This is a genomic window from Bacillus sp. AFS037270 (genome assembly GCF_002585305.1).
Window position 1 is genome coordinate 16,911 of the sequence record NZ_NUNF01000103.1, and the last position, 15,203, is coordinate 32,113.

The 15,203-nt window shown below is 40.0% G+C and carries 13 protein-coding genes and 1 pseudogene; 7 read left to right on the forward strand and 7 right to left on the reverse strand.

All coding sequences use genetic code 11. The features are described 5' to 3' along the window. The first annotated feature begins 230 nt into the window (after positions 1 to 230). Both addB and addA read left to right on the forward strand, forming a co-directional pair. Positions 231 to 3,725 (forward strand): helicase-exonuclease AddAB subunit AddB, encoded by a 3,495-nt coding sequence (addB, locus tag COD92_RS30240; protein ID WP_098996815.1) that lies wholly within the window; start codon positions 231 to 233, stop codon positions 3,723 to 3,725. Next, entirely contained in the window at positions 3,718 to 7,497 is a 3,780-nt protein-coding gene (gene addA, locus COD92_RS30245; RefSeq protein WP_098996816.1) for a helicase-exonuclease AddAB subunit AddA, read from the forward strand. Before addB ends, addA begins: the two co-directional genes overlap by 8 nt. A 36-nt stretch (positions 7,498 to 7,533) precedes the next feature. Here the strand turns inward: addA and COD92_RS30250 are convergent, their stop codons facing one another. From COD92_RS30250 to COD92_RS30275, 6 genes are all read right to left on the reverse strand, one after another. Then, positions 7,534 to 7,752 (reverse strand): spore germination protein, encoded by a 219-nt coding sequence (locus COD92_RS30250; protein WP_098529788.1) that lies wholly within the window; start codon positions 7,750 to 7,752, stop codon positions 7,534 to 7,536. A gap of 56 nt (positions 7,753 to 7,808) precedes the next feature. After that, entirely contained in the window at positions 7,809 to 8,198 is a 390-nt protein-coding gene (locus COD92_RS30255; protein WP_098529789.1) for a spore germination protein GerPE, read from the reverse strand. Continuing rightward, on the reverse strand, positions 8,191 to 8,385 hold the full coding sequence (locus tag COD92_RS30260; RefSeq protein ID WP_098529790.1) for a spore gernimation protein GerPD: 195 nt from the start codon (positions 8,383 to 8,385) through the stop codon (positions 8,191 to 8,193). The genes COD92_RS30255 and COD92_RS30260 overlap by 8 nt, the downstream gene beginning before the upstream one ends. Then, entirely contained in the window at positions 8,375 to 8,998 is a 624-nt protein-coding gene (gene gerPC / locus COD92_RS30265) for a spore germination protein GerPC (RefSeq protein ID WP_098996817.1), read from the reverse strand. The genes COD92_RS30260 and gerPC overlap by 11 nt, the downstream gene beginning before the upstream one ends. A gap of 111 nt (positions 8,999 to 9,109) precedes the next feature. Continuing rightward, positions 9,110 to 9,355 (reverse strand): spore germination protein GerPB, encoded by a 246-nt coding sequence (locus COD92_RS30270; RefSeq protein WP_098529792.1) that lies wholly within the window; start codon positions 9,353 to 9,355, stop codon positions 9,110 to 9,112. Positions 9,356 to 9,373: 18 nt separating this feature from the next. Beyond that, on the reverse strand, positions 9,374 to 9,595 hold the full coding sequence (locus COD92_RS30275) for a spore germination protein (protein WP_098529793.1): 222 nt from the start codon (positions 9,593 to 9,595) through the stop codon (positions 9,374 to 9,376). A 190-nt stretch (positions 9,596 to 9,785) separates the two neighbouring features. On the opposite strand from COD92_RS30275, the pseudogene COD92_RS30280 reads away from it, so the two are divergent. The 4 genes and pseudogenes from COD92_RS30280 to COD92_RS30295 all read left to right on the forward strand — a co-directional run bounded on the left by COD92_RS30280 (position 9,786) and on the right by COD92_RS30295 (position 11,821). Further along, positions 9,786 to 10,693 (forward strand): annotated as a pseudogene (locus COD92_RS30280) (fumarylacetoacetate hydrolase family protein). A gap of 103 nt (positions 10,694 to 10,796) precedes the next feature. Then, positions 10,797 to 11,156: a YisL family protein gene (locus COD92_RS30285; RefSeq protein WP_098529795.1), complete on the forward strand. Its 360-nt coding sequence runs from the start codon at positions 10,797 to 10,799 to the stop codon at positions 11,154 to 11,156. Positions 11,157 to 11,274: 118 nt separating this feature from the next. Further along, entirely contained in the window at positions 11,275 to 11,547 is a 273-nt protein-coding gene (locus COD92_RS30290; protein WP_098529796.1) for a ubiquitin-like small modifier protein 1, read from the forward strand. A 1-nt stretch (position 11,548) separates the two neighbouring features. Next, entirely contained in the window at positions 11,549 to 11,821 is a 273-nt protein-coding gene (locus COD92_RS30295) for a MoaD-like domain-containing protein (RefSeq protein ID WP_098529797.1), read from the forward strand. Between the two features lie 203 nt (positions 11,822 to 12,024). Here the strand turns inward: COD92_RS30295 and COD92_RS30300 are convergent, their stop codons facing one another. Then, positions 12,025 to 13,854, reverse strand: a complete 1,830-nt coding sequence (locus COD92_RS30300; RefSeq protein ID WP_098529798.1) for an aldehyde ferredoxin oxidoreductase family protein — start codon at positions 13,852 to 13,854, stop codon at positions 12,025 to 12,027. Positions 13,855 to 14,081: 227 nt separating this feature from the next. Between COD92_RS30300 and COD92_RS30305 the strand changes: the two genes are divergently transcribed. Further along, a complete protein-coding gene (locus COD92_RS30305; RefSeq protein ID WP_098529799.1) occupies positions 14,082 to 15,113 on the forward strand; it encodes a ThiF family adenylyltransferase in 1,032 nt (343 codons plus the stop codon). Positions 15,114 to 15,203 lie beyond the last annotated feature (90 nt).

Consider the following 15,203-nt stretch of genomic DNA (forward strand, 5'->3'; position numbering starts at 1 on the left):
TTCTAGTAATCCAGCTCTACTCGCCTCACATTTAGGTCAATCCCTCAAGAGGGCTAAAAGCAGCCATCTCGCCGGCTCGTTTGTAGCCTTGCGCCCCTGGTCAAGGCGCTTCCGCTTTTCTAGGTAGATTTACCATTATTGGTTAAAACCCGTCAACCTGAAATACAAACATTTGTACTCTTTTGTGATAGAATGGGAGATACAGAGTTTTTGGAAAGGAAGGTTTTCTTATGTCATTAAGAGTCATTACAGGCCGGTCCGGCAGTGGAAAAACTGCATTTTTCCTTAATGAAATCCGCGAACGTCTTTTAGAAAATCCGGAAGGAAAACCGATTATTTATATCGTACCGGAACAAATGACATTTTTAACAGAATATCGTTTGGCGACAGACTCGCTCGTTGGCGGGATGATTCGTGCTCAGGTGTTCAGCTTTTCCCGTCTGGCATGGCGGATTCTGCAAGAGACAGGCGGGATCACTCGTTATCATTTAAGCAGTGTTGGTATGAACATGTTGATACGTAAAATAATTGATGAACAAAAAGAAAATTTAAACATCTTCCAGCGGGCTGCTGATAAAAATGGGTTTGTTCAGCAGCTTGAGCAAATGATTACTGAATTTAAGCGGTATTGTATTAGTCCAGAGGATCTAATCCAAAAAGCAGCTCAGCTTGGAACAGATAGCTCCGTATCGAAAGCATTACATGATAAATTAACAGATTTAGAGAAGGTTTATTCGAAATTTGAGGATGAAATCTTTGGGAAATATATTGATTCGGAAGATTATTTCCGCCTTTTGGCAGAGAAAATATCAGTCTCGTCTTACTTAAAAGAGGCGGAAATTTATATTGATGGGTTTTACAGCTTTACGCCTCAGGAATATCAAATTATCGCAGAATTAATGGGTCAGTGTAAACAAGTTTCGATTGCGATGACAACAGACCGCTTGTCTGTTGATTCAGCGCCAGATGAACTCGATTTATTCCGCACTTCGGCAGATGCCTGTTACAGCCTTTATGATATTGCTAAAACATGTGGTATTGAAATAGAAGAATCTATCATACTGAACGACCAAAAAAAGTGGCCATCTCCCTCCTTACGCCATTTGGAGGCACATTTTGATACTCGCCCAGCTCTACCCTTTCGTGGGGGAACAGAGATTCAAATTAGCCAGGCCGTTAATCGTAGAGCAGAGATTGAAGGAATCGCCCGGGAAATCCGTCATGTGGTTCAAACAAAAGGGTACCGTTATCGAGATATTGCCCTGTTAATTAGAAATGGCTCAGACTATCATGAAATCGTTGAACCGGTTTTTGACGATTATCAGATACCATATTTTATTGATCAGAAAAGGACCATGCTTAATCATCCCTTAATTGAATTAATTCGCTCAACGCTAGAAATCATGAACTCTTTTTGGCGCTATGAACCCGTATTTAGAGCGATTAAAACAGAATTGCTCTATCCTCTCCAGGAGAATCCTGCTAAAATGCGCGAAAAGATGGACAGGCTTGAAAATTATTGTTTGGCCTATGGAATTAATGGCAGCAAATGGACGAAAAAGGATCGTTGGGTTTATCGGAGAATAAGAGGTCTGGAATTAACGGGAAGCGGCCAGACAGATGCCGAAAAAGAGATGGAGAATGAATTAAATGAATTAAAACTTCTCATTACAGCTCCAATATTACGTTTGTCCAGACGCTTGAAAAAAGCCGATACCGGACGAAAGCTGTGCGAGGCGATTTATTTATATTTGGAAGAATTGGATATAGCCGATAAACTAGAGCATTGGAAAATGACGGCAGAGGAAAGTGGAAACCTTGTAAGAATGCGAGAACACGAGCAAGTATGGAATGCCGTGGTAGATCTTCTCGATCAATATGTAGAAATATTAGGGGATGACCAAGTTAGCTTAAAGGCCTTTGCTGCTATTTTAGAAGCAGGCTTTGATTCCTTATATTTTTCACTTATTCCCCCTGCACTTGACCAAGTCTTAATTGGCGACCTGGAAAAATCGCGGCTAAATGATAGTAAGATTGTTTTTGTTGTTGGCGTAAATGAAGGTGTATTACCAGCCAAAATCTCAGACGAGGGCATTCTAGCTGATGAGGACCGGGAACTATTGTTGGCAGAAGGAATGAATGTGGCACCAAGCAGCCGTACTCGTCTGTTAGATGAAAACTTCCTTGCCTATAAAGCTTTTACGGCACCGTCAGAGTTTCTTTATGTCAGCTATCCTCTTGCCAATGATGAAGGTAAAGCTCTAATTCCTTCGTCATACATTAAGCGTCTTAAGGAACTGTTCCCGGACATTCAGGAGGCTTATTATGTTGCAGACCCTTCAGAGCTTGACGAGGAGGGGCAGCTAGGGTTTGTATCTAATTTTACGACCACCCTTTCTTACCTAAACGCACAATTGCAATTGAAAAAGAGAAACTATCCCATTGCTGATTTGTGGTGGGATGTGTATAACTACTACCTCCATAGCTCGTGGAAAAATAGGGCAGCCAAAGTGTTCTCAAGTCTTTTTTATACAAACGGGACAGTCCAATTGTCCATTGAGGTAGCAGATGCATTATATGGTGATATCATTCAGGCTAGTGTTTCAAGAATGGAATTATACAATGGCTGTGCTTTTTCTCATTTTGCCCAGCATGGACTAAAGCTTCGTGAACGGCAAATCTTCCGGTTAGAAGCACCAGATATTGGGGAATTATTCCACGCTGCTTTAAAACAAATTGCTGAGACAGTAAATGAACAGAATATATCATGGGCAGAGTTAACACGCGGGCAATGTGAACATCTAGCAAAAGATGCTGTCAAAACCCTTGCTCCAAAGCTGCAAAATGAAATTCTACTAAGTTCCGAAAGACATCATTATATTCAGCGCAAGTTAGAACAAATCATTACCCGTGCCTCGATCGTTTTGAGCGAGCATGCAAAGGTAAGTGGTTTTTCGCCGATTGGATTGGAATTAGCTTTTGGACCTAATGGGGAACTGCCTCCACTAAGCTTCTCTTTGAAAAATGGCAAAAGAATGGAGTTAGCAGGGCGGATTGATAGGGTTGATCAAGCAAAAGCTGAGGATGATAGTGTCTTTTTAAGGGTAATTGATTATAAATCAAGTGAAAAAGATGTTAATTTAACAGAAGTATACTATGGTTTAGCCTTACAAATGCTTACCTACCTAGATATCGTCATGACACACTCTACTGAATTGGTGGAAATGAAAGCGAGCCCTGCAGGTGTCCTTTATTTTCATGTTCATAATCCCTTTATTAATACAAAGAAAATGCTGACCATAGATGAAATTGAAAATGAAATTATGAAAAAGTTTAAAATGAATGGGTTAATGCTTAGCGATCAAAGAGTAATCCAGCTGATGGACCAATCTTTGGAGTCTGGGGACTCACAAATTATAGCAGCCGGAATCAAGAAAGATGGAAATATATCCAAAAAATCAAAGGTTGCCAGCTTAGAAGAATTTAATCAGCTAAGAAACCATGTCCGTACCATCTATCAGAAAACTGGGAACGCCATTATAAATGGTCAAATTGATATATCACCATTTAAATTGAAAGACAAAACACCTTGTACTTTCTGTTCCTATAAATCTGTTTGTCAGTTTGATGAATCTATTGATAGTAATCATTTTCGGATTCTAACACCACATTCAAAGGATGAGGTATTGGAATTGATCAAAGGGGAGGTTTCTGGAAATGAATAGTATTGTGATTCCTCCAAAACCAGAAGGGGTTACCTGGACGAATGACCAGTGGAAGGCCATAGCAGCGAGAGATAAGGATATCCTTGTCGCTGCAGCTGCCGGTTCGGGAAAAACGGCAGTCCTTGTCGAAAGAATCATCCAAAAGATTCTTTCGAAAGAAGTACCAATCGATGTCGATCAATTATTAGTCGTTACGTTTACGAGTGCTTCCGCTGCAGAGATGAGGCACCGAATCGGGGAGGCACTAGAAAAAGCAATCGACCAAAATCCAGAATCAAGAAATTTACGAAAACAGCTTAATCTTTTAAACAAGGCTTCCATTTCGACGCTGCACTCTTTTTGTATGGAAGTCATCCGTAAATATTATTATTTAATTGATATTGACCCCGGCTTCCGCATCGCCGATCCAACAGAGGCCCAATTAATTAGAGATGAAGTGATGGAAGAATTATTTGAAGAGGAATATGGAAAAAAAGAGAATGAAGCATTTTTTTATTTAGTAGATTCGTTTACAAGTGACCGCAGTGATGCTGCATTAATGGATATTGTTCGTTCCATTTACGACTTTGCTCAGTCAAATCCTCTTCCTGACCGATATTTGGAAAAAATAGTCGCTATGTATCAAGTGGAGGAAATAGCGTCTATTGAGGAGCTTCCCTTTATCAATGCACTCCTTTTTGATATTAAGCTGCAATTAGAAGCTGCTAAAGAAATGATTAAGCAAGCTCTTGAAATCACAAAGCAGCCAAATGGACCGGCACCTCGTGCGGAAAACTTTTTAGATGATTTAGAGGTCATTGACACCCTTATCAAAGCCGAGCAGGATTCCTGGAACACACTTTACCAGGCAATGCAAACATGGTCTTTTACAAGAGCTAAACAGGTAAAAGGGGATCACTATGATAAGGAATTAATAGAAAAGGCACAGAAACTGCGGGACAAAGCTAAGAAAAAAATTCAAGGTATAAAAGATGAACTCTTTTCTCGCCGGCCTGAAAGCTTTTTACGGGATATGGTGGAAATGCGTCCTTTAATTGCAACATTAGTTTATCTTGTAAAAGAGTTTTCAAAGCGATTTGAGAAGGCAAAGCAGGAAAAAGCACTGGTCGACTATAACGACCTCGAGCATTATTGCCTCGCTATTTTAACAGAGGGAATTTCGGATAAGGGTGAATTTCTTCCATCCGAAGCAGCCCTTGCGTACAGACTTCATTTTAAAGAAGTCTATTGCGACGAGTACCAGGATACGAATTTGGTGCAGGAGACCATTTTGAAGCTGGTGGCACAGGATGAAGAAGAAAACGGTAATCTCTTTATGGTCGGTGACGTTAAACAGTCCATTTACCGTTTTCGCTTAGCTGAACCACAGCTTTTCCTTTCCAAATATAATCGTTTCACAGCGGATGGGTCCGCATCTGGTCTCCGAATTGACCTGGCTCAAAATTTCCGAAGCAGGAAAGAGGTCCTTGATGCCACTAATTATCTCTTTAAACAGATTATGGGGGTCAAGGTAGGAGAAATCCAATACGATGAGGCCGCGGAACTGCGGAATGGTGCGCCATATCCTGAAAATACAGAATTTCCGGTGGAGTTAATGCTCATTGACCAAAATGCTGAGAGTCACAAGTCTGAAGAACTAGAAACAGACAACGAAAATGAAGTAGTAGAATTCGACACAGCCGATCTTGAACAATCTCAGCTAGAGGCGAGGGTGATCGCTTCTCAAATTAAGAAATTAATAAGCGATGGTGTTCCTGTTTTTAACGCCAAAACCAAAACAGAAAGACCGTTAATGTACCGGGATGTTGTGATTCTTCTCCGCTCGATGACTTGGGCACCGCAATTTATGGAGGAGTTCAAACAGCAAGGAATTCCTATTTATGCAAATTTATCAACTGGTTATTTTGAAGCGACCGAAGTATCCATTATGATGTCACTTCTTAGGGTTATTGATAATCCGTATCAGGATATCCCGCTTGCCTCTGTACTCCGTTCACCTATTGTTGGGTTAAACGAGGAGGAACTATCGAAAATACGGATTGGCAGGAAACGTGGTTCGTTTTGGGAGGCTGTTACTGCCTTTTGTTTAAGTAAAACTACAGAAGTAAATGAACCTTTTTATGAAAAGGTTCGAGCTTTTTTTGACTTATTAACAGAATGGCGCTCGTTGGCAAGACAAGGTTCGCTCTCAGAGTTGATCTGGCAGTTATATCGTGATACTCAATTTTATGACTTTACTGGAGGGCTGCCAGGCGGGAAGCAGCGGCAGGCGAATTTACGCGCTTTATATGACAGGGCTCGACAATATGAACAGACATCGTTTCGAGGACTGTTTCGATTCTTACGTTTTATTGAGCGCATGATGGAAAGAGGAGACGATCTCGGGGCTGCCAGAGCGCTTGGCGAGCAAGAGGATGTTGTCAGAATTATGACTATCCATAGCAGTAAAGGGTTGGAATTTCCTGTTGTATTTATGGCGGGAATGGCACGAAACTTTAATATGACTGATATTCGCAAACCATATATGCTCGATAAAGAACATGGATTTGCAGCGAAATACGTGAATGCTGAAAAAAGGATATCATATCCATCACTGCCGCAAATCGCCTTTAAGCAGAAAAAAAGGATGGAAATGCTCGGTGAAGAGATGCGAGTTCTATATGTTGCGATGACAAGGGCAAAGGAAAAGCTGTATGTGACCGCAACATTAAAAGATGCTGGCAAACAAATTGACAAGTGGAAAGAAGTTTCCTTGCATAACGAATGGCTTTTGAAAGACTATGAGCGAGCTTCTGCCATGAGTTATATAGACTGGATTGGACCGGCACTCATCCGACATCAAGATGCTAGCGAACTATGGAATGGAGGAAAGGGTAATTGGCGGATGCCGCAGGAAATCTCAAACCATCCATCTTCTTGGAATATAACGTTACAACATGCTGATGAAATAAAAAAACAGGCTATTTCCATCGAAAATGAAGAGGATCACTTTCTTAAAAAGGTTGAAAATTTAGAGCAGGTGCCATCTGATTCAAATCTAACGGATGAAATACATGCACGGCTTACGTGGGAATATCCTTTCCCTGGTGCTGCAAGCCATCGGTCAAAGCAATCAGTTTCGGAAATAAAACGTGTCCGGGAATTAACCGATGAATATAGCAGTACAGAACTGGTTGGGCGTTTTCGAAAATCCATCTTGAAACGGCCTAAGTTTATGCAGGAGAAACAATTAAGTCCCGCTGAACGTGGGACAGCCATGCATATGGTCATGCAGCATGTGGATTTGACAAAAGAAGTGAATCAAAAAACAATTGTTGACCAATTAAATTGGATGGTTACCAATGAACTGTTAACCCCTGAACAAAGTGAAGTGATTGATGATAAATTAATTGCCCAATTTTTTACTTCACCGCTTGGACAAAGGTTTTATAAGGCCAAAACTGTTCACAGAGAAGTTCCCTTTACGGTTTCCTTGCCTGCAAGTGAGGTTTATCCCGATTGGAATGAGGGGGATGATTCTGTTTTTGTACAAGGGATTATAGACTGTATCTTAGAGGATGAAGATGGTCTTGTGTTGATTGACTATAAATCAGACGGGATAACGGACAGATATAAAGGCGGTTTCCAGCAGGCTAAGGTAATCCTTGAAGATCGCTACAAATTACAGATTAACTTATATACGAAAGCGATAGAACAAATTTGGAAAAGAAATGTAGTTGAAAGGTATCTATTTTTCTTTGATGGTGCCCATATATTGAAGGTAGAAAAATAAAAAAAATGACATAGACCATTGTGGTTTATGTCATTTTTAGTTATTACCCGCTATAGGCTGGTCAATCAGATTCGTGTCAAGTACATTGGTGCCGCTTAAGCCGTTATTCGTCACAATTATTCCGCCGGTATCAAATGCACCCGAGCCAGCATACGTTTTAGAACTGCTTTTCGGGGAGATATAAACAGTATCACCAAATTGTACAATTCCTCCGCCTACATTAACAATTTGTACTGGACCAAGGATTGCTGGCATGAAAAACATCCTTTACTATTTAACTTACATTTTTGGGCCATACATTAACATATGCATTATCCCATTTCTTGTTCATGTCCGCGTGGAAGAAGCTGGCGGATATGTTTAACTCTTACCTCCATTGAAGCATGTTTTGTGTTTCCAATATGGACAATAGATGAGTTTGATACGGCTGTAATATTAATATTATTTGCTTTAATAATGGGAGTTCGATTATGTCTTATAAAAGAGATAGATTCATTGATAGGAGGGAGTTGGAGCGGCATTCTAAAAATGGAATACGAAGGAAAGTTTCCTTCGTTACCTAAAAATATTTCAGCTTCCCTTTGAACGGCAAGAGCTCGAGAGAATCCATTCAGGATGCAGGAATCACCTAGTTGAATAACAGATGAGAATGAAAGAATTATGTTCTTAAAAGTGTCGACACTAGAGATTCGGTTAAGCATAGCCAGGTGTCACGTCCTGTTCTAATGGAACAAAAGGTCCAATGATTAGGGATTCAGCAGGTGTATCAAAAGCAGAGGCCAACTGAATGGTTTCTGCATCGCCGACTAAAAATAAGGAGGAGCTTGCAACCCCAATAACTTTTATGTTTTCTACATGGAGGATATGGTTGTAAACTTCAAAATTCATTCTGCTTCATTCCTTTCATATTTTCAGGCAGGTTATTTAAAAAGGTCCAAACGCCATTTTGGATTTCCTGTTTGATTGCGGTAATGACAATTTCATCAATTGAAGGACCATTCTCATTGGACGGAACTTTTCCAGTGTTAACTTTTAGATGATGATCAATTCTGGTAGGCAGCTGGCGAATAATATCTTCCTTAATAAAAGCTAGATAAGAATCGTTTGGTTGAATAGCTAACCTATTTTGAGCATCAAAAATTATTTGAGGTAAGTCAGCTTCTAAATAATGATAAATGGCTTCTTCTATCTTTATTGATCTCTGCATTTGCTCTTTTGGAGGTATTGGTGATTTTAATGACTGGTTTTGGACGGCAAAGTCTTCGATGTTAGACAAATCATTTGGATTTAAACCAATATTTAATGTGCCTTCGAGGGTCTCTACTTTCAATTGATCAAAGCTATATTCAATTCTATCTACATGAATCGTAGGCTTTTCTTTAACCTGCTTGAAATCCTTTTGTAAATCTTGGATGGCTTGTTCTAACGCAGCAATCCTTTTTTCTTGGGCTTGAATATACATTTGCATCCATTGAAGATATTGGTTCAAATCCTGATACATATAAATCACCTCACCCGCTTTATCCCCTATTTTTAACTATATGCACAATCAACACTCGATTTGCATAATTTAAATAAGTTCAACAGGGACAACTTTTGTGATTTCCCCTTTTTAAGAAGTTCGAACAGCTGCTTGTAGAGGTACTGAAGGGGCTAATATTTGTGATCCAGGTGGGTAGAATGGCACTCCGCCGGGCTTTATTCCTTGCGGTGCGGGTTGTGTAAATCCTCCTGTATTAAACAAATTGGCTTGAGGTTTTATGATACCAGCACTGCCGATTTGTAAAACACTGGAGTTGGTTATACCACCAATTTTAATGAAATTTATATGAATGGATTGCTGGATATAAAAATTCATTATTAAATCCCCCAATCACTACATATTAAGGAAATTGTTTTGATCAATGACATCTGGGTCACTTGTATTTGTTGAACTTAATTGGTTATGAACGTTTAATTGTTCACCGGTGTTAAAGGAACCAGCACCAGAAAATGTTTTAGCAGTAGCAAATGGCATAATTTTATAAACATCCCCAATGTGAAAAACAGAACTGCTCCCTAGTGTGATAACCTGTGCAACTCCAACAATCGCTGGCATAAACAACACCCTTTTTATTTTCAAATTTTCTCGTAAAAGATAGCATCTAGAGTTAGCGTTTAAAATTTCTTTATTATCTTATGACTGGGCATTTGTAATGTGAATCATTTGCCCAAATTATATTTGTTAGCCAGTTCTGTTTATTCTATTATATAAGTGACTGGTTAATTCTTTACGGGGGGATTTATATATGAGGTTGGTAACTGTTGTGTATAAAGATCAAACATCTGTAGGAATCGTAGACTCTGATGAAACAGGTGTCCTGCTATTAAATCAAGCAGAAGAAATAAGAAGTGGGGAAAAAAAATTTCCTGAATCTATGACTGATTGTATTGCTTTGGGCCAGGAGTTTATTGAAGAGTAATTGATTTGCTTTCATGGGTTAGTGGGCAAGGACCAACGAGTCAATGGTACATACCAATAGAAGAGGTGACCTTACTAGCACCGATTCCAAGGCCAGTGAAGAATATCTTCTGTGTTGGAAAAAACTACGCAGAACATGCAATTGAAATGGGGAGCGCCGAGGATATCCCTGATCATGTAATGGTATTTACAAAAGCACCGACAACAATTGTTGGGCCGGAGATACAGGTCTTAAATCACCGCGACATAACTAATCAGTTAGATTATGAAGGTGAATTAGCTGTCATCATAGGGAAAAAGGGAAGGGCGATCCAAAAAGAAGATGCCATGGATTATGTATTTGGCTACAGTATTATCAATGATGTTACAGCTAGAGATTTGCAATCGCAGCATAAACAATTTTTTATAGGCAAGAGTCTTGATACAACCTGCCCATTCGGCCCTTGGATTGTTCATAAGAGTATGATCGATAATCCAAATAGTTTAGATATTGAAACCAAAATTAATGGAGAAGTGAGACAAAGCTCAAATACGAAAAATTTTATTTTTTCGATAGAAGAGATAATTTCTGTTCTATCAAGAGGGATGACACTTGAACCTGGCGATATTATTGCGACAGGTACTCCTGCTGGGGTTGGCAAGGGCTTTAAGTCGCCTAAGTTCTTACAACCTGGGGATGAAATGGAAATAAGAATTGAAAAAGTCGGCACGTTAAGAAATGTGATTGAAAAGTAATTTCTAAGTAGTTTGGTGCGATGATTGCCTTACTTATTTTCGTAATTTAACTTCTCCTATGGTATGATAGTGTGGAGCAGCACATACATAGGGAGGAATTTTCGTGATTCATGCACATATTACAGCGTGGGTTTTAGCTCTAATATTATTCTTTGTGGCTATTTCATTAACTAAAAGCGGTAAAGCAAAGGGAGCTAAAATTGTTCAAATGATTTTAAGAGTACTATACCTGCTGATTATTGCGACAGGTGTAGGACTTCTTTTCTCAGTGTACAAAATTGATGTGTGGTATATTTTAAAAGCGGTTGTGGGTTTATGGGTTATTGGTTTATTTGAGATGATTCTTGGCCGCGTCATTAACAAGCGAAGAACTTCTACTTTTTGGATTCAGTTTGTTGTTGCATGGTTACTAGTACTATATTTAGGATTTGTAAAATTGCCAATGTCATTTTTACATCCATAATTAAAAAAGCTGTCGGAGTTTCCGGCAGCTTTTTTGATTTAAAGTGGGGTGATCAACGATTCACTAGTGACAACTTGTTAGTTTGGTTTTAATATTTATGATAGGGGGGAATTTACATATGCTAGTAAAAGTGTTTGCAAATCTCCGGCAAATTTGCGGAGGGGTAACGGTAGAGGTAAAACCTGACGGTAATCGCGTAATCGATGTTTTAGATAAAATGGTAGACATGTTTCCAGATTTACAGGCTGAAATTTTTACGTCTGATAAAACGCTGCTTCCGTTTGTTCACGTATATGTAAATGGAAGGAACATCATTCATCTTGATGACCTTGAAACTATCGTAAAGGATGAAGACCAATTTGCCCTCTTCCCGCCAGTTGCAGGTGGTTGAGATGGTAGAAAAAGATTTAGAGTTTCGCGGTATAAACAAAGACCATCTCGGCATGTATTTTCAAGAACTTGGGGCAAAACAAGTAACTGATATTTTTCCTTATATTTATGAGGCCGAAGGGTGGAGCGGCCAAATCTTATCAGAAGAGGAAATTTCATTTACTTCCATCTTTAAAATTAATGCTGTAAAGGTCCGTTTTATGGCAGAAGATGAGGATACGCTAGTGCGGGTGATTAAGAATTATCGTTATAAAACAACGAGGATAGGCGGATAAAAAAGCATCTGCGAAATTTACATTCGCAGATGCTTTTTTCAAAAGATAAGAAAGTATAAATTTCGACTTCGAGAATTGTCCAGCTCCAGGCGCCATCGGCTCGAGGTCACAAGCCAATCCGTCCAAAGGGTTAAAGAACAACCTTTCAGCCGGCTCGTCTTGTGCTTGTCGCCGATAGGCGGGCGCCTTGCGCTTTTCTTATATTAAACCAACTGACTTTCTGAATCGATAATGCCTAATTCACGAAGCTTTTGCTCAGGTACTAGACCATCTTTCCAGCCGCGGACTTGATAATATTCTTCAAGCATAATATCCATTCGGCTTACATGACCTGCACTGTTCCCAGATGCTGGTTCTTCTGTAAAGCGTTTTGGAAGGAAATCATCTTCGCGTGTATTGAAACCAGCAAGGTTATTATAGTAACGTTCAAGATTATAAATTCTTTCCCCGGCCTTCATCACATCATCAGCAGTCATTGGAATACCGGTCATTGTACTGTATTGCTCAGCATAGTGCTCAGCGTTTTCCGAGAATGAAGAGAACTTACAAATATTCATAGAGTCTGAGAATGCCAGCATATCTTGGAATATTTTTAATAGTTCCCCTTTACCTTCTGGTTTTAAACGGTCAGTTGGTTCAGGTATACCTGCAATTTCACTTGCTACGGTATAGCCGCGTAAGTGACATGCACCACGGTTACTAGTGGCATAACCAAGTCCGATACCTTGGATTCCACGTGGATCGTAGGCAGGAATTGACTGACCTTTAACCGACATAGATAGCTCTGGTGCACCCCAGGCAGCTGTTGCACGGGCAGGGCCTTCAGCAAGAATGCCGCCGAAGCCTTCACGAAGAGCGATTTTTCTTGTCATTTCAATCATGGAGTCGGCATCGCCCCAGATTAATTCATCCGTAATGATTCCTTTTTCAAATGCTTCCATTGTTACGGAGAAGCAATGACCAAGCTCGATGGTATCGAGGCCGTATTCATTGCAGCGGTCAATTAAATAAGAAATTGCCTCGGCATCACTTAGAAGGCAGTTAGAGCCAAGGGACCAGGCAGATTCGAATTCAACACTCTCAACCCGAGTTTTGTACTTGCCATCTTTTACTTCTACTTCGATTTTGCAGCCAACCGGACAGGCATGGCAGGTGTTATTAGCAACCCGAAGATGTGTATTAACATATTCACCACTATGTTTTTCTGCTTCATCCCAGTGAGTTAGCTGTGAGTTTTTAGTTGGAAGCGCTCCCACTTCATTGATTAAGTTTGTAAGCACGTTTGTTCCATAGACGGATAAGCCACCTTTGTTTGGTGCTGTTAAGCCGCCATCTAAGATCGCTTTAACCGCTTTCTTATTGGCTTCTTTATATTCAGCCTCTAACTTAGGAGCCGGCATATTCCCCTTTTGAGCTGCCTTAATAACAATCGCCTTTAATTTTTTATAACCAGCCACTGCTGCAGTACCGCCACGGCCTGCTGCACGATCATGTTCATTTATAAAGGAAGAAAAGCGAACAGTGTTTTCCCCAGCTTGACCAATCGTCATCACGCTTAGGTCTTGTTCACCGTATTGGTCTTTCATAGCCTGAATAAATGCCCTCGTACTTGTTCCCCAAAGATTGGAAGCATCGCGGAGTTCTGCTTTACCGTCTTCAATATAAAGGTAAACCGGCCTGTCACTTTTCCCTTTAAAAATAAGGTTATCAATGCCGGCCCATTTTAAACGTGCAGCAGTCCAACCGCCAATGTGAGAATCTGTAACCGTTTCTGTAAGTGGAGATTTGGTTACGACACAAAGACGCCCGCTCATGGATGAACGTGTTCCGGTAACAGGTCCTGTCATAAAACATAAGATGTTTTCAGCGGATAATGGCTCGACTTCTGGGCCGTTATCTAATACATATTTGACACCGAGACCACGGCCGCCTATGTATTTTCTGGCATCATCTTCATTGATGGGTCTGTAATCTACTGTTCCACTTGTTAAATCCACTAGAACCTCTTTGTTTTTGAAACCGCCAATACTCATATTTTCCCTTCTTTCTATTATTCTTTTTATATAAATCTCCTAACCTTCTTACTAAAAAGGTTAAAAGACTTCTCCAAAATTTGCTAATAACCCAAGTTTAATTATACACTCTTTCGAATTGTTATAAAATTAAAAATTTTAGTTATAGATTATAATTTTTTGATAAGATAAAAGTAAATGAATCTATTACAGCTGGACTTGAATTGGGATAGAAATGAGGGAGCACAATGAATGATTTAGCACGGTATTCTAGACAAATCCTTTTTAAAGAGGTTGGAGAAGAGGGACAGAAGAAGATGCTGAAGAGCCGCGTTGCCATTATCGGGGCAGGTGCACTCGGTACTGTTATCGCTAATCATCTTGTCCGATCTGGGGTTGGGTACTTAAAGCTAATCGATCGAGATCTAGTCGAATGGTCTAATTTGCAGCGGCAAATTCTTTATACGGAGGAAGATGCACGCATGCAGCTTCCAAAGGCCGTTGCTGCTCAAAAAAGGCTGTTAGGTATCAATTCTACTGTTACGGTGGATGCTGTTATTGCTGATTTAAATCTAGACAATGCCGAGGATCTATTATCAGGTATGGACGTAATTGTTGATGGAACTGATAATTTTATGACCCGTTTTTTAATTAATGATGTGGCAGTAAAGTATAGAATTCAGTGGGTACATGGAGCGGCAGTAAGTTCACGGGGGATGTTTGCTGTTATAAAACCAGGGGTAACTCCCTGTTATCGTTGTCTCTTCCCAAACGTTCCAAGCAGCAATGGAGAAACCTGTGATACTGTCGGGGTATTGTCACCATTAACCGATATTATCGGATCCTATCAGGCTATGGAAACCATTAAACTACTGTTAGGTGCAGAAACGACTCCTAATTTAGAACAAATTGATATTTGGGATCATTCATCCATGCAAATGGATATATCACAAGGAAAAAATCCTAATTGCCCTGCTTGCGCACAAGGCCAATTTGATTTTTTGGATCGTTCCTCAGGACAGCAGGTTGCTTACACCACACTTTGCGGACGTGATACAGTGCAAATTAGTCCGAGACATTCTAGAGAGTTGGAGTTAAAGAAGACAGCAGAGAATCTTCGGAAAAGTGGAAAAGTAACGGTTAACGAATTTTTACTTCGCTTTTCTCCGGATGAAGAAGAAGTATCCATTGTAATCTTTAGAGATGCCCGGGTTCTAATTCATGGTACAAATGATATTGTAAAAGCAAAACAGCTGTATGCAAAGTACCTAGGGAGTTAAAACAAAAGGCTGGAAGTATTCTCAGCCTTTTGTACAAAGATTAGAAGGTATAAATTTTGACTTCGAGAACTGTCCAGCTCCAGGCGCCAT

Excerpts from the sequence above, each read along its gene's own strand:
- addB (WP_098996815.1), top strand. The coding sequence starts at position 231 with ATGTCATTAAGAGTCATTACAGGCCGGTCCGGCAGTGGAAAAACTGCA.
- addA (WP_098996816.1), top strand. The coding sequence starts at position 3,718 with ATGAATAGTATTGTGATTCCTCCAAAACCAGAAGGGGTTACCTGGACG.
- COD92_RS30250 (WP_098529788.1), bottom strand. The coding sequence starts at position 7,752 with ATGCCAGCAATCCTTGGTCCAGTACAAATTGTTAATGTAGGCGGAGGA.
- COD92_RS30255 (WP_098529789.1), bottom strand. The coding sequence starts at position 8,198 with ATGCTTAACCGAATCTCTAGTGTCGACACTTTTAAGAACATAATTCTT.
- COD92_RS30260 (WP_098529790.1), bottom strand. The coding sequence starts at position 8,385 with ATGAATTTTGAAGTTTACAACCATATCCTCCATGTAGAAAACATAAAA.
- gerPC (WP_098996817.1), bottom strand. The coding sequence starts at position 8,998 with ATGTATCAGGATTTGAACCAATATCTTCAATGGATGCAAATGTATATT.
- COD92_RS30270 (WP_098529792.1), bottom strand. The coding sequence starts at position 9,355 with ATGAATTTTTATATCCAGCAATCCATTCATATAAATTTCATTAAAATT.
- COD92_RS30275 (WP_098529793.1), bottom strand. The coding sequence starts at position 9,595 with ATGCCAGCGATTGTTGGAGTTGCACAGGTTATCACACTAGGGAGCAGT.
- COD92_RS30290 (WP_098529796.1), top strand. The coding sequence starts at position 11,275 with ATGCTAGTAAAAGTGTTTGCAAATCTCCGGCAAATTTGCGGAGGGGTA.
- COD92_RS30295 (WP_098529797.1), top strand. The coding sequence starts at position 11,549 with ATGGTAGAAAAAGATTTAGAGTTTCGCGGTATAAACAAAGACCATCTC.
- COD92_RS30300 (WP_098529798.1), bottom strand. The coding sequence starts at position 13,854 with ATGAGTATTGGCGGTTTCAAAAACAAAGAGGTTCTAGTGGATTTAACA.
- COD92_RS30305 (WP_098529799.1), top strand. The coding sequence starts at position 14,082 with ATGAATGATTTAGCACGGTATTCTAGACAAATCCTTTTTAAAGAGGTT.